We start from the raw sequence: 14,475 nt of genomic DNA, 5'->3' as shown, positions 1-14,475 counted from the left end.
CCTCCCTAGACCACGTCTGGCGCGGGATTGCGCCCCTCTCTTATCGCTCTTCCTATCGCGGCCTGTTGCTGTTAAAAATGTAAATAAATCACCCCGTCATCGGGGTGGTTAGAATTGTATTCGGCAACATATTGTGTCTTGGCGGCAATCCAATATGATGTCGGTCGCCACATGGGTGGCGCTATTCAGAATGAGAGTGAGCAAGGGCCCACAGAGGCTGCCGAGGGATGGAATGAAAGCCGTATTGATGTGTCTGCTGGCGTTATGGCCAGCATTGAGTTTTGCCTCGCTTTCTGCGGACATGGTGGTGGTGCATAAGTCGCGCTACAGCCTGACTCTGATGAAGGATGGCAAGGAAGTGAAGCGTTACTGGATCGCTCTCGGGCCAGCCCCCAAGGGGCACAAGGAGCGTGAAGGGGATCAGCGGACGCCGGAAGGCCGCTACCTGCTGGATTATAAGAAGACCAACTCCGGTTATCACAAAGCCATTCACATCAGCTATCCGGGGCTGGCCGATTTGGCCAGTGCCAAGGCCAAGGGGGTCAACCCAGGCGGCATGATCATGATCCATGGTCAGCGCAATAGCTGGGGCAGCCCGGCAGTACAGCGTTCGAACTGGACCAATGGTTGTATCGCCATGCTCAATCACGACATGGATGAGGTGTGGGAGGCGGTCCAGCCTGGAACCCCCATCGTCATTTACCCCTGATTTCAGGCTCTTCACTCGCCGCCGATCCGAGACTCGGATTGGCGGTGGTCTCTTCAGATAACGGCGGCGTTATGCCGTCAGCGCTCACTTCACCTGAACCATCGCGATAGGGATACCCTGCTGTTACTGCCGCCGGGGGGTGACCTGTTGCGCCAATACGGCTGGCGTGGTGTGAGCGGGTCGCCTTAACGCTGGGTGTCTGTTCCCAAGAGCGGGTCTGCGCTTTGCAATCAAAAGAGAGCCCCGTCATGCGGGGCTCGCCGTTATCAGGATGCCAGCACGGCGGCGATGGCGTCTGCCACATACTCCACGTTGCGGCTATTGAGGCCTGCCACGCACATGCGACCGGAGCGCACCAGATAGACGGCATGCTCCTCGCGCAGGCGATCCACTTGTTCCGGGATGAGGCCGGTGTAGCTGAACATGCCACGTTGCTGGATGAAGTAGCTGAAGTCACGGCCAGGCACCTTGGCGCTCAGCACGCTGTAGAGTTTCTCGCGCATCGCCTTGATGCGGGTGCGCATCTCGGTCACTTCATTGACCCACATGGCATGCAGTTCGGGCTGGGTCATGACGGCGGCGGTGATTTGGCCACCGTGGGTGGGGGGGCTGGAGTAGTTGCGGCGCACGGTTGCCTTCAACTGGCCCAGCACCCGAGCTGCTTCGTCGCTGGTTTGGCAGACCACGGAGAGACCACCACAGCGTTCACCATAAAAAGAGAGATTCTTGGAGAAGGAGTTGCTCACAAAGAAGCTGACTCCGGCATCGGTCATGGCTCGGATGGCATAGGCATCGTCATCCAGGCCGTCGCCAAATCCTTGGTAGGCAATGTCCATGAAGGGGATGAGGCCCTGCTCGACCACCACGGCAATCACCTGATCCCATTGTTCACGCGAGAGATCCACCCCGGTTGGGTTGTGGCAGCAGGGGTGCAGCAGCACTATGCTGCGAGCCGGCATGTTGTTCAGGCAGGCGAGCATGTCGGCAAAGCGCACTCCACCCGTAGCGGCATCGTAATAGGGATAGTCGTGCACCTTGATGCCGGCCCCCTCGAACATGGCTTTGTGGTTATCCCAGGTGGGATCGCTCACCCATACCTCGGAGCCGGGGAAGTAACGTTTGAGAAAATCGGCCCCGATCTTCAGGGCGCCGGAGCCGCCTATGGTCTGGATGGTGGCGATGCGGCCGGCGTTGACTGCCTCATGACAGGCTCCAAACAGCAGATGCTGCACCGCGGTGCGGTAATTGGCTGCACCCTCCATCGGCAGATAAGGGCGCGGAGCGAGAGCTGCGGCTCGTTGGGTTTCGGCTTGTTGTACCGAAGGCAGCAGCGGAATGCGGCCCTGTTCATCGTAGTAGAGGCCGATCCCGAGATTCACCTTCTGTTCACGTACATCTTTGTGGAAGGTTTCGACCAGGGTCAGGATGGGATCGCCGGGATAGGCGTCAACGTGTTCAAACATGGGGAGTCCTTGAAGTCATGTTTCCAATGCCTCGGAGGGCTCCCCATGATGGCCGAATCCATGACACCGCTCAAGAGAACGAAATCGGCTACGCTATCGAATCTAACGACATTTTCTGACAGAAGAGGAAGGGGCGGTGACAGATGCATTTGTGTGGAGTCATGTGAATATTATTGGAAAATATATACGTGTCAGCAGTAGGATAAACGGGCTCATTGGACTATATCCTGTTGAAGTATCAAACGGGTGAGAGCCCGATGGGTTTCATGCTGAGGGGGGTGGGGTACTGCCCTGATTAATCATGGCAACTGATTCAGTTGCATAATGAAACTATAATTAGATTCCTCGACAATCTGCAGTGTGTCCGGACGTACCTTGCTATCCGGCAATAATAAAGGTGAGCCAGTCGCCAATGATTCGAACGTCTTCTCTTTCTCCTTGGCAGGAGTGGTATGGCCTGGGGGGGTGGAATCTCTACTTTCTCTTCAAACTGGCCTTACTCTGGGCCGGGTATCTTAACTTTCATCCACTACCCAACCTGGTGTTTGCTTGCATCCTGCTGTTGCCATTGCGCCGGCCTAGTTTGCGTAAGGTTCGCCATTGGCTAGCCCTGCCCGTGGGGCTAGTGCTGCTTTATCACGACACCTGGTTGCCAGGTATCGACAGCATCATGAGCCAGGGCAGTCAGGTGTTCTCCTTTACGCTCGATTACTGGCTCGACCTGCTGTCTCGCTTCATCAACTGGGAGATGCTGGGGGCCGCCTTTGTGATGGCCTGCCTCTATCTTTTCCTGGCTCAGTGGCTTCGTTTCACGCCTTGGATCGTACTCTCCCTGCTCTGGCTGTGGTTGGTGCCCATCGTGGGTAATCCATTCCAAGGGCTGTTTGCCGCGGTGACGGCGCCCTCTTCGAGTGCGCAGGCGCCGCGCCAGGAACCCGCTGCTGCCGAGGAAGATCTTGCGCTGCAACTGGATCAGAGTGCACCGCCCACCAATGAGAATCTGACTGCCTACCTCAACGATTTCTATAACGAGGAGATAGGGCACAGGGTCACATTCCCCACCGAGTTGCCAGCGCAGGCTACGCCTTTTGATGTGCTCATCATCAATATCTGCTCACTGGCTTGGAGCGATGTGGAGGCGAGTGGATTGACCGAGCATCCGGTGTGGCGGCATTTCGACCTGCGTTTCACCCACTTTAACTCGGCAACTTCATACAGCGGCCCAGCCTCCATTCGTCTGCTGCGTGCCAGCTGCGGTCAGCCCAGCCATGAAGGACTCTATACGGCGGCGGCCCGTCAATGCCTGCTGATGGAAAACCTAGCTTCGCTGGGGTTCGAGAAGCAGGTTGCCATGGATCACTCGGGAACGTTTGGTAACTACCTCAAAGATCTGAACGAGTATGCCGGATTGGATGTATCGCCCATGGATCGGCAAGGGTTGCCCCATGATATTGCCTCATTCGACGGAGAGCCCATCTTCCGCGGTGATGCGGTGTTTGCGCGCTGGGCCAAGCTGCGGGAGCAAAGTGAGGCGGCCCGCAATGTCACTTTCTTCAACCTGATCGCCCTGCATGACGGCAATCGCTATGTCGCCAATAAGCAGATTGCTCCCTTCAAGCCACGTCTGAAAACCCTGCTCGATCAAATGGATCACTTCATGACAGAGCTGGAGTCTTCGGGCAGGAAGGTGGCGGTGATCGTGGTGCCTGAGCACGGTGCCGCGCTGTCTGGCGATCGGATGCAGATGTCGGGGTTGCGTGATATTCCCAGCCCCTCCATCACGCAGGTTCCGGTGGGGGTGGCATTGCTTGGCACCAAGGCCAAACATGAGCAGACCCGGATCATCGATGCGCCGAGCAGCTATCTGGCCATCTCCGAGCTGGTCTCCAGACTGGTGAAGGGTGATTTGTTTGGCAGCGACTCCATCGACTGGGGCCAGCTATTGCAAGGATTGCCACAGACGCCGGTGGTCTCTGAAAACAGCGGCGCCGTGGTGATCGAATACCAGGACAAGTATCACATTCGGTTGGGCAAGGGGGACTGGGTTCCCTATCCCCAGTAATTGCGAGGCCATGAGCTTGAAACAACAACCGGAAACCACCGATCTGCCCTTTGGAGTCACTGTTGAAGACTTCGCGGCAACCGATATCGATATGTTGCAGAGAACCTTTGGGGTGACTCTGCCCTACCATGACATCGCCCGTCAGGAACACCTGATTGTTCTTGGTCAGCACTTCCCACTGCTGGCCGAGTTACCGGTCAAGGTGGTGAGACCATGATGAGAGTGGGCTTACAAGGGTTGCGCGGTGGTGTGGGCACCACCTCTATTGTCGCGGGCCTCGCCTATGCCGCATGGCAGCAAGGGGCGCGGGTGCTGGTGGTGGAACTCAATCGGGAGGGGCAGCTCGGACTGCACTTCGGCCTCCCTTACGACACGCCCGGTGGCTGGAGCGTGTTACCGCATCCGGAGCAGGAGTGGCGTCAGGCCTTACATCACTGCCAGGATGGCCTGGATCTGTTGCTGCACGGCGGAGAGGAGGGGACATATTCTTGGTTGGAGCAGTTGGATGGTTATGATCTGCTGCTGCTGGATCTCCCCCGCTCACAGCGGATCCCTCACCTCGATCGCCACTTAACGGTGGTTAACGCCGATGCCAACTGCCACGTACGCCTCTATCGACATGAGTTTGAGCAAAATGAACAGGTGCTGGTGACCCAATTCACCAGCCGCCGCGCCCTGCAACAAGAGCTGCTCGAGCTGTGGCTAGATGGTGGCGTGCCCTTGCTCAGCATTCGCCTGCACCGGGATGAGGCCATGGCAGAGTCCCTAGCTGCCAAGCAGCCGGTGGGTCAATACCAGCCCGAGAGCCTGATCGCCAGTGAACTGGTTGCCTTGGCTCGCTGGTGTCTGGAGTCGGTATGATGGCGCTTCGTTGGTTGACGCCTCATGCCGGACACTGGTTGCGGCTGCGCTATCGCTGGCTGCGCTGGCGAGGTGCCTCCCGCCTAGGGGCCATGGGGCTAAGCATGGGATGGTTGCTGGCTTGGGCCCTGCTGCCGCTGGAGCGCTCCAACTGGCAGTTGGTCATGGCTCATGGCCGCGATCTCTTTCCCCACCTGGATCGCCCCCGTTGTGGTGATCCACTCCGGATGGTGCTTCAGGTCATCTGGCTGGTGATCTGCCGCCCAGAGCCGCGTCCTTTCCAGTGGCCCGCCTCTTGGCGCCGCCTCTGGTTGCGCGGAACTACCGCCCTTTCCGAGCTATTGCGAAAACCCGAAGTCGTGGGGATCCGTGCCGAACGCGAGGCACCTCGCGCCGCTCGCTGGCAGAGCGTGGCGCTTTGTGTGGCGGCGGGCTTACTCTCCTTGCTTTGCATTACCCAGCCCTTCGATCTCGAATCCCAGTTGATCTTTGTGCTGCTGCTGGCCGCCATGGCCTGGGTGCTGCGTGCGGTACCGGGCCGTTATCCCATGCTGATGATGATGGTGCTCTCGCTCACCGTCTCCTGCCGTTATATCTGGTGGCGCTACACCGCCACCCTGGACTGGCTCGATCCCATGAGCCTGTTTTGTGGCATGTTGTTGCTGTTTGCGGAGACCTATGCCTGGGTGGTGTTGGTACTCGGCTATTGGCAGACCGCGTGGCCATTGAACCGCCCTCCCGCCCGGCTGCCGGATGATCCTTCTACCTGGCCGTGTGTGGATCTCATGATCCCCACCTACAACGAGGATCTCTCCATCGTGAAAGGCACCGTCTATGCGGCGCTGGCGCTGGACTGGCCCAAGGAGAAGCTCTCTATCTGGCTACTCGACGACGGGGGGCGTGAGGAGTTTCGTCAGTTTGCCGAGGATGCAGGGATCCGTTATGTCGCCCGCACCACTCACGAGCATGCCAAGGCGGGCAACATTAATAACGCCTTGCGTCAGGCCACCGGCGATCTGGTGGCCATCTTCGACTGTGACCACTTGCCAACCCGTTCTTTCCTGCAAATGACGGTCGGCTGGTTCTACAAGGACCCGAAGCTCGGGGTGGTTCAGACGCCGCACCACTTCTTCTCGGCCGACCCGTTTGAGCGCAACTTGCAGCGTTTTCGCAAGATGCCCAACGAAGGGGCCCTCTTCTATGGTCTGGTGCAAGATGGTAACGATATGTGGGATGCTACCTTTTTCTGTGGCTCTTGCGCCGTTATCAAGCGGTCGGCCCTTAACCAGATTGGCGGCATCGCCGTTGAGACGGTGACCGAAGATGCTCATACCTCGCTACGGCTGCACCGGCTCGGCTATACCTCGGCCTACATCCGTATTCCCCAGGCGGCAGGGCTGGCAACCGAGAGCCTCTCAGCCCACATTGGCCAGCGTATTCGCTGGGCGCGCGGCATGGTGCAGATCCTGCGCCTCGACAATCCGCTGTTTGGCAAGGGCATGAGCCTGGGCCAGCGTCTGTGCTACTTCAATGCCATGCTGCACTTCCTGTCGGGGATCCCGCGCCTCATCTTCCTGACGGCGCCGCTCGCCTTCCTGATCCTGCATGCCTACATCATCTATGCCCCTGCGGTGCTCATCGCGCTCTACATGTTGCCGCATATCTTCCACAGCTCTATCACCAACTCCAGAATCCAGGGGAAGGTGCGCCACTCCTTCTGGGGTGAGGTCTATGAGACGGTGCTGGCTTGGTACATAGCCCGGCCGACCACGGTGGCCCTGTTTGCTCCCCACAAGGGGACGTTTAACGTGACGGCCAAGGGGGGGCTGACTGAGGAGGTCTATCTAGACCTGGGCGTCTCTCGCCCCTACTTGGTGCTGGTGTTGCTCAATGTGGCCGGTCTGGGATTTGGGATCTGGCGCATCTTCTACGGTCTGGCAGACGAGGTACCGACCGTGCTGCTCAGTATGCTGTGGACCCTCTACAACCTGACCATACTGGGCGGGGCACTTGCGGTGGCGTTCGAGTCACGCCAGGTGCGAACCAACCCTCGTGTCGAGATGACGATGCCGGCGGCCATCAAGCTCGCCAGCGGACATATCTATCCCTGTACCCTGAAGGACTACTCCAACGGCGGGGTCGGTGTCGAACTCGCGGCCAAGCTGCCGTTGCAGGGCAAGGAACGGGTCTGGCTGCTGCTGCGCCATGGCCAGCGTGAGGCCGCCTTCCCAGCCAAGGTACAGCGTGCCTTTGACTGCAAGCTGGGGCTGGAACTTGACCCCATGGACAAGGATCAGCACATCGCCTTCATTCAGTGCACCTTTGCCCGGGCCGATACCTGGTCACTGTGGCAGACACGTCTGAGCACGGATCGCCCGCTGCACAGTCTTGTCGACATTACCCTGCTGGGTTGGAGTGCCTACTGGCGCCTGCTCAAAGCCTCCCCGGTAGGGCGTATCTGTATTGTTTTTGAGAAGCTGGGTCGCTGGCTGCTCTCATTTGTACCACGTCGCGTCTCACCGGATTTCCGGTATCAGGCTCCGACCTCACAGACAGTGAAAGGATGATGAAACTACAACGCTATCTAATCCCTAGCCTGCTGATGACACAGTGTGCGGTGGCGGCAGAGTCGCAACCGACTGTCTCGGAGACAGGGCCACTGCCACCGTTTCCTGCACCGATCCGCACTCAGACGCTGACTCTGGAACAGCTGGCAGCCGCTCCGGGCACCCTCTCATTGCGAGGAGTATCCCCGGAAGGTCTGGCTGATTTCACCGTTCGTCGTGACGAAGTGGTGACGAGCGCCGCTCTGGCGGTGGACTACACCCCGTCCCCCTCGCTGCAACCGCTCATCTCCCAGCTTAAGGTCTATTTCAATGACGAGCTGATGGGGGTCACCGCCTTCCAGCAAGAGCAGATGGGGCAGCGCAGTCATGCCGACTTCGATCTGGACCCGCGTTACGCCAAGGATTTCAACCGCCTCAGATTTAACTTCATCGGCCACTACCCGGCGTCATGTGAAAATCCAGCCAGTGAGACCCTGTGGCTCAACGTGAATCGTGACACCAAGCTGACGTTGCAACTACAGACGCTACCGGTACGCAATGAGCTCTCGTTCTTCCCTATGCCGTTCCTCGATACCCAGGATCACGGCAAGCTGGAGCTGCCCATGGTGTTTGCCGGTCAACCCTCTTTGACCGAACAAAAGGCCGCGGCGGTGTTGGCCTCCTGGTTCGGGGTTCAGGCTCAATGGCGTGGGCAGCACTTCCCGGTGGCCTTCAACCAGGTGCCCGAGCGCAACAGCGTGGTCTTTGCCACCAATGAGTCGCGTCCTGCCTTCCTGGGGGACTACCCCAAGGTGAAGGGGCCGACCATCGACATGATCAGTACTCCCGACAACCCTTACGTCAAGTTGCTGCTGGTGTTGGGGCGTGATGACGAAGATCTGCTGACGGCGACCCGCGCCCTGGCCCAGGGCAATGTGCTGCTGCGTGGCCAGAGTGTCTTGGTTGAAGAGTTCAAGCCGCTGGCACCGCGCCAGCCTTATGACGCGCCAAACTGGGTGCGCCTCGACCGGCCGGTACGCTTTGGCGAACTCATTGACTACCCGAACCAGCTGCAAGCGGCGGGCCGTAACCTGTGGCCGCTCAGCCTGACCCTGCGTCTGCCACCGGATCTCTACATCATCGGCTCCCAGGGGCTGCGGCTGGATCTGAAGTATCACTACACCTCACCGACGACCCGGGATGGCTCGCGACTGGACGTCTCCATCAACGATCAGTTCATGAAGTCCTACTCGCTGCCACCCGATGACATTCAGGGCGAACAGCTGATCAGCCTGCCGCTGTGGCTGTTTGGGGATGGTGATGAGCGGGTGCTGCGCATGCCGGGGCTCAAGACGGGGCAACCCAACCGCCTTGGTTTTTCGTTTGAATATGCCCAGCAGTTCCTAGGGGGAAGCTCTGGTGGGAGTTGCAGCATGACCATGCCCACTGGGCAGCAGGTGCGCATCGATGATAACTCGACTATCGATGTCACCGGTTATCGCCACTTCCTCGAGATGCCGAATCTGCGCGCCTTTACCGGTTCCGGTTTCCCGTTCAGTCGGCTGGCCGATCTCTCTGAGACCCAGGTCGTGATGCCTGCCAAGCCGCTGCCGGGGCAGATTACCACCCTGCTCGATACGGTCGGTGCCATCGGTGCCGAGACCGGTTATCCGACTCTGGCGCTGCAACTGGCCGATGATTGGGCCAAGGTGCGCGATGCGGATCTCGACACCTTGCTGATCGGTACGCTGCCCACTGAATTTCGTGGTGACGCCGAGCCCGATGCCCTGCTCGAGATGACCCGCAGCTGGGTCAATCAGCCCATGCAGCCGCTTGGCAATGAGTTCCAGCGCTCCTTGGACGATCGCAAGGCCGAGGCCCGGGTGGGGATGCGCGGTAATACCGCCATCGCTGCCATTTTGGGGGTGCAGTCGCCGAGCCACGAACAGCGTAGCGTCGTCGCCCTGCTTGCCGACAGCGACAGCGGCGTCAAGCTGCTCAACGAAGCGATGCAGACTCCAGCCCTGCGCGATCAGGTGGCGGGCTCGGTCGCCATCGTTCGTGAGTCCGGCGTGACCAGCCTGGATGTGGGCGAGCGCTATGAGGTCGGTAACCTGCCTTGGTGGGAGAAGCTGTGGCACCGCTTTGCCAATCACCCTGTCTATCTGGCCATGGTGGCCCTGATCAGTATGTTGTTGCTGGGGTGGGGTCTGCGGGTTCTGCTGGCGGGCATCAGTCGCCGTCGCCTGAAGGAAGAGTGAGAATGAACATGATGAAAACCCTCTGTGGTGGCCTGCTGTTGTGGGCCCTCTCCATGCTGCCGGCCATGGCGGATTGCGACTGGCCCGAGTGGCAGCGTTTCAAGCAGGACTACATCAGCGAGGATGGCCGGGTCATTGACCCGGCGGGTGGCCAGCGCATCACCACCTCAGAAGGACAGAGCTACGGTCTCTTCTTCGCCTTGGTCAATAACGACAAGGAGACCTTCGATCGCTTGTTGCAGTGGACTGAACTTCAACTCTCGCGCGGCGATCTGACCGGTTTTCTGCCGGCCTGGCTGTGGGGAGAGCGCCCGGATGGCAGTTGGGGCGTGCTCGATGAGAACAGTGCCTCCGATTCTGACCTGTGGATCGCCTACACCCTGCTTGAGGCTGGCCGCCTGTGGGACAACCACAGTTATGAAGCGGTCGGCACCATGCTGCTGCGCCGGGTCGCCCGTGAAGAGGTGGCCAGACTACCTGGTCTCGGCCCCATCGCCTTGCCGGGGGCTCACGGTTTTGCCGCAGAGGGGCGCTGGACGCTGAACCCCAGCTATCTGCCGCCTCAGTTGCTGGCCCGTTTTGAGCCGATGCTCGGCCCCTGGAAGGAGATGCGGGCTCTGCTGCCGCGTTTCCTCAGCGAGAGTGCGCCCAAGGGATTTGCCCCCGACTGGATCGACTGGAGTGGCACTACCGGCTGGCAGGTGAGTGAAGGTAAGGGGCCGCTCGGCGGTTATGACGCCATCCGGGTTTATCTGTGGATCGGCATGCTGAGCGATGAGGATCCGGCCAAGGCGGCCCTGCTGCAACATTACGCGCCCATGCGCACCCTGCTGGCAGAGGGCAAGGTGCCCGAGAAGGTTGACGCCCAGACGGGCCAGGTCAGTAGCTGGGGTGGCCGTGGTTTTGCCGCAGCGCTGCTCCCCTTGATGCAGGGGCAACCTGGGCTGGAGACGCTGCGTGAGCAGGTGCGCCAGCAAGGCATGGACGCCGATGCCTACTTTGGCAGTGTGCTGACTCTGTTTGGGTCTGGCTGGGATCAAGGACGCTATCGTTTCGCCGCCGACGGTACCCTGGTGCCGAACTGGAGCGCAACATGCCAAGACGCACACTGACCGCCAGCTTGCTGCTGGGGGTATTGCTGACCGGTCTTCCCGCTCATGGCGCGGTGGAGCCGGTCAGTTGGTTGCTGGAGCAGATCCGCATTGGCGAGGCGACCGGTCGTGAGGATCTGGTCAGCAACTCGCTCTATTCTCTCTCCCTCATCGATGAGGCCCATCCCGAGCTGCTGGCCGCTCAGGCCAGACAGGCGCTGCGCCAGGGCAAGGTGGAGGAGGCCAAGCGGCTGTTGGCACAGCTCGGTCAAGTCGCGCCCGACTCGCCACTGTACCGGCAGGGCATGGCCAACCTCGCCTTAAGTGAACCCGCCAAGCGGCAGCAATTGCAGCAGGCACGCCTGTTGGTCAACGCGGGCCGGCTGGACGAGGCGCAGGCGCTCTATCAGTCACTGCTGGTCGATGGCCTGGCGCCAAATCTGGAGGTCGCCGTTGAGTATGCCCTGCTGCAAGCCAGGATCCCCGCCCTGCATGCCAAAGGGGTGGCGGCGTTGCAGGCGCTGGAGCAGCAGTACCCTGGTCAAGCCGGGGTCCGTGCCGGCCTGGCTCGCCAGCTGCTGAACGATGGCCGCAACCAGGAGGCGTTTGCCATCCTGGGCAAGATGGCACAGAGCCCGAGCAGCCGGGGAGAGGCTGCCGACATCTGGCTGGCGGCCATCAAGGAGATGCCGGTCGGGCCGCAGAGCATTAAGGCGCTCGAGCAGTACATAGTGACCTTTGGCAGCGGTGACAATGTGAACGAGGCGCAGACCTTGCTGGCCGATTATGAAAGCAAGTGGGCATCACCGGCCTTTCGCTCACGTCAGCAGGCGCTGGAGCGACGCGAGAGCGGGACGGCCTCGGTGGCCGAGCTGCAACGAGCCCTGGCCCAGAATCCGAGCGATACCGAGTTGATGGGCGCATTGGGCGAGGCCTATTCCCGCAACAACCAGCGGGCACTAGCGATCGCTCAGTTCGAGAAGGTGTTGCGCCAGAGTGACGTGAAAGACCCGGACAAGTGGCAGGGGTTACTCGACACCAACCGCTACTGGTTGCTGCTTGAGCAGGCGGAGAAGGCCCAAGAGAAGGGGGATCTTGACCGTGCGCAGAGCCTGTATCAGCAGGCGCAGCGCCTCGATGGGCGCGAACCGGAAGGGTGGCTCGGGCTGGGCGATGTCCAGCTCGCCCGTGGCAACAAGGCGGAGGCTGAACGCACTTATCGCAAGGTGCTCTCTCTTGAGCCCGGTAACGAGCGCGCCTTGCGTCGACTGTTTGATCTCTACCGTGAAGAGGATCCGGCCAAGGCGCTGGCCTTTATCGAGCAGACCCGCAGTCGCAACCTGGCTTCACTCGGCCACGACTTGAAGGCCGAACTGCTGCAACAGGAGGCCGACCTGCTGGAGCAGCAGGGGAATTTGGACGCCGCCCTGGCCAAGCGCCAGCAGGCGCTGGCCATGCAGCCGCAGGATGTCTGGCTGGCCTATCGCACCGCCAATCTGCTGGCGGCGACCGGCCATTCTGAGCAGGGTGAAAAACTGCTGCGCGATCGCCTCGCCACCACTCCACGCGACACCACACTGCGTTACGCCACCGCGCTCTATTTGTCCGGGCAGGACAAGGACAGCGAGGCTCGTACTCTGCTGGCCGGTGAACCTACCAGTGGCTGGAGCGACAACATGCGCGAACTCGACGCTAGGCTGGCCCGTGGCGCCAGGTTCGATGAGGCGCGCCGCCTGCGTGCGGCCGGTGATGAGGCGGCCGCCGAGCAGTTGCTGGCCGAGCTGTTGCCTGATGAGCGGGCGCTGCTGATGCTGGCGGAGTGGGCCCAAGAGCGGGGTGACTGGCAGATAGCCGAGCAGCATTACCGCATCCTGCTGGAGAAGGATCCGGATGATCAGCAAACCCGCCTCAGCATGGCCAGGCTACTGCTGGCCAAGGGCGATCGTGCTGGCGCCCGCAGCTATCTGCCGGCCTGGCCGGTCTCGCCGCTGCCGGGTGGCCAGGCCAACCTCTATCGGCGGGTAGCCAACCTCTACCGTGAGCTGGGGGATGAGCAGACGGCGAGCGCCATCTTCGATGCCCTCTCGACCGAGGTGGCGCGCCAACCGGCCTCCGAGGCGTCGGCCCTGTTCTGGCGCGATGCGGCCCGTCAACGCTTCGCGCAAGGGGACAACGAGGGGGCGCTGGCCTTCGATCGCAAGGCGCTGACCGCCGCAGGGCTGGCGCCGCGCGAGGATATCGACGATGCCTCACTGACCCGGATTGGCCGCGCCAGAGAAGGGGAGGGGTGGCTCGCCGCCGGGCTGCGCAGCGATCTCGATAAGCACTATCGCCAGAGTCAGACCACGGTGTCGCTCGACAGCGATTATTGGGGCGACAAGGGCACGGGGGGGATCTCGGATCTGCGCGCCCTGACTCAGATGCTGCAACTCGATACGCCGCTGGCGGCGGGGCGGGCTTTCGGCCGTCTGGAGTGGGTGCACCTGGATGCCGGCTCGTTTGCGGACTCCCCTTATCGCGAGAAGTTCGGCACCTGCTATCAGCGCGATTGTTACGGCGATGAGCAGCAAAAGAGCGACGGCGTCACGCTGGCGGCCGGCTGGGCCAACGAACGATTCGCCTTCGATCTCGGTACCACCCCGCTTGGCTTCGAGGTGGTGGACTGGGTCGGCGGTGCCAGCGTCAAGAGCGACTGGCACGATTTTGGTTTTACCTTTACGGCCTCGCGCCGACCGATCAGCAGCTCGCTGCTCTCCTATGCCGGCACCGTCGATCCCGGTACCGGCATCCGTTGGGGGGGGGTCAGGGCCAACGGCGTGCGCGTCGATGTCAGCCACGATCTGGGTGGCGCTGTCGGTTACTGGGGCAGCCTGCAACAGCATCTGCTGACCGGTGAGAATGTCGAGGACAACTGGCGTACCCGCCTGATGGGGGGCACCTACTACAAGGTGGTCAACGAGGAGCAGCGCCGGGTCAGCGTCGGCTTGAGCAGCATGTTGTGGCGTTTCCAGCACGACCTGAGTGCCTACACCCTGGGGCAGGGGGGATACTACAGCCCGCAGCGTTACTTCTCGCTGGCGGTGCCGGTCAACTACCGGCAGCGAACTCCGGACTGGTCGTGGGAGCTGGGGGGCTCGGTCTCTTGGTCGGCTTCCAAGACCGATGACGAGCGGCGTTATCCGCTGCAAGGGCTGATCCCGACGTCACTGCCGGATCGGGATGCGCTGGAGGAGGGGAGCAGTAGCACCGGCTTTGGCTATACCCTCAACGCTCTGGTGGAGCATCGGTTGACCGACCACTGGCGAGTCGGCGGGCGGGTCGACATCCAGCAGGCGGATGACTATGCGCCGAGCCACTTCCTGCTCTACCTGCGCTACACCTTCAAGCCGTGGCAGGGGGATCTCGATATGCCGCCACAGCCGCTGACCCCTTACGCAGACTTCGATTGACCCAACGCCCGGCAATGCCGGGCGTTTTTTTGT

The 14,475-nt window shown here is 61.0% G+C and carries 9 protein-coding genes; 8 read left to right on the top strand and 1 reads right to left on the bottom strand.

Annotation, left to right across the window (positions count from 1 at the left end; translation table 11 throughout):
• Window positions 1–232 precede the first annotated feature (232 nt).
• Window positions 233–709 (top strand): L,D-transpeptidase family protein, encoded by a 477-nt coding sequence (locus FE240_RS16180; RefSeq protein WP_042045971.1) that lies wholly within the window; start codon window positions 233–235, stop codon window positions 707–709.
• Window positions 710–975: 266 nt separating this feature from the next.
• On the opposite strand, the gene FE240_RS16175 is transcribed toward FE240_RS16180, so the two are convergent.
• A complete protein-coding gene (locus tag FE240_RS16175) occupies window positions 976–2,172 on the bottom strand; it encodes an amino acid aminotransferase (protein WP_193002391.1) in 1,197 nt (398 codons plus the stop codon).
• A gap of 412 nt (window positions 2,173–2,584) precedes the next feature.
• Here FE240_RS16175 and bcsG point away from each other — a divergent pair, with 412 nt between their 5' ends.
• Genes bcsG through bcsC form a run of 7 tightly spaced genes read left to right on the top strand, consistent with a single transcriptional unit; the run spans window position 2,585 to window position 14,442 of the window.
• Window positions 2,585–4,234: a cellulose biosynthesis protein BcsG gene (gene bcsG / locus FE240_RS16170; RefSeq protein ID WP_193002389.1), complete on the top strand. Its 1,650-nt coding sequence runs from the start codon at window positions 2,585–2,587 to the stop codon at window positions 4,232–4,234.
• Window positions 4,235–4,244: 10 nt separating this feature from the next.
• Window positions 4,245–4,451, top strand: coding sequence for a cellulose biosynthesis BcsR family protein (locus FE240_RS16165; RefSeq protein ID WP_193002387.1), 207 nt, complete (start codon window positions 4,245–4,247; stop codon window positions 4,449–4,451).
• On the top strand, window positions 4,448–5,095 hold the full coding sequence (locus FE240_RS16160) for a cellulose synthase operon protein YhjQ/BcsQ (protein WP_193002385.1): 648 nt from the start codon (window positions 4,448–4,450) through the stop codon (window positions 5,093–5,095). The genes FE240_RS16165 and FE240_RS16160 overlap by 4 nt, the downstream gene beginning before the upstream one ends.
• Complete coding sequence (bcsA, locus tag FE240_RS16155) at window positions 5,092–7,662, top strand: UDP-forming cellulose synthase catalytic subunit (RefSeq protein ID WP_226798873.1); 2,571 nt, start codon at window positions 5,092–5,094, stop codon at window positions 7,660–7,662. Before FE240_RS16160 ends, bcsA begins: the two co-directional genes overlap by 4 nt.
• Window positions 7,659–9,902, top strand: coding sequence for a cellulose biosynthesis cyclic di-GMP-binding regulatory protein BcsB (bcsB, locus tag FE240_RS16150; protein ID WP_193002383.1), 2,244 nt, complete (start codon window positions 7,659–7,661; stop codon window positions 9,900–9,902). The genes bcsA and bcsB overlap by 4 nt, the downstream gene beginning before the upstream one ends.
• 2 nt (window positions 9,903–9,904) lie before the next feature.
• Window positions 9,905–11,014: a cellulose synthase complex periplasmic endoglucanase BcsZ gene (gene bcsZ / locus FE240_RS16145; RefSeq protein ID WP_226798871.1), complete on the top strand. Its 1,110-nt coding sequence runs from the start codon at window positions 9,905–9,907 to the stop codon at window positions 11,012–11,014.
• Window positions 10,996–14,442 (top strand): cellulose synthase complex outer membrane protein BcsC, encoded by a 3,447-nt coding sequence (bcsC, locus tag FE240_RS16140; protein WP_193002381.1) that lies wholly within the window; start codon window positions 10,996–10,998, stop codon window positions 14,440–14,442. The genes bcsZ and bcsC overlap by 19 nt, the downstream gene beginning before the upstream one ends.
• Window positions 14,443–14,475: the final 33 nt, after the last annotated feature.

It is taken from the genome of Aeromonas simiae, assembly GCF_014892695.1.
Lineage (GTDB): Bacteria > Pseudomonadota > Gammaproteobacteria > Enterobacterales > Aeromonadaceae > Aeromonas > Aeromonas simiae.
This window is presented reverse-complemented; position numbering and strand designations above follow the sequence as displayed.

Bases quoted from the DNA above. Each gene is read 5' to 3' on its own strand.
- FE240_RS16160 (WP_193002385.1), top strand. From the start codon at position 4,448: ATGATGAGAGTGGGCTTACAAGGGTTGCGCGGTGGTGTGGGCACCACC.
- bcsC (WP_193002381.1), top strand. From the start codon at position 10,996: ATGCCAAGACGCACACTGACCGCCAGCTTGCTGCTGGGGGTATTGCTG.
- bcsG (WP_193002389.1), top strand. From the start codon at position 2,585: ATGATTCGAACGTCTTCTCTTTCTCCTTGGCAGGAGTGGTATGGCCTG.
- bcsZ (WP_226798871.1), top strand. From the start codon at position 9,905: ATGAACATGATGAAAACCCTCTGTGGTGGCCTGCTGTTGTGGGCCCTC.
- bcsB (WP_193002383.1), top strand. From the start codon at position 7,659: ATGATGAAACTACAACGCTATCTAATCCCTAGCCTGCTGATGACACAG.
- FE240_RS16175 (WP_193002391.1), bottom strand. From the start codon at position 2,172: ATGTTTGAACACGTTGACGCCTATCCCGGCGATCCCATCCTGACCCTG.
- FE240_RS16165 (WP_193002387.1), top strand. From the start codon at position 4,245: ATGAGCTTGAAACAACAACCGGAAACCACCGATCTGCCCTTTGGAGTC.
- FE240_RS16180 (WP_042045971.1), top strand. From the start codon at position 233: ATGAAAGCCGTATTGATGTGTCTGCTGGCGTTATGGCCAGCATTGAGT.
- bcsA (WP_226798873.1), top strand. From the start codon at position 5,092: ATGATGGCGCTTCGTTGGTTGACGCCTCATGCCGGACACTGGTTGCGG.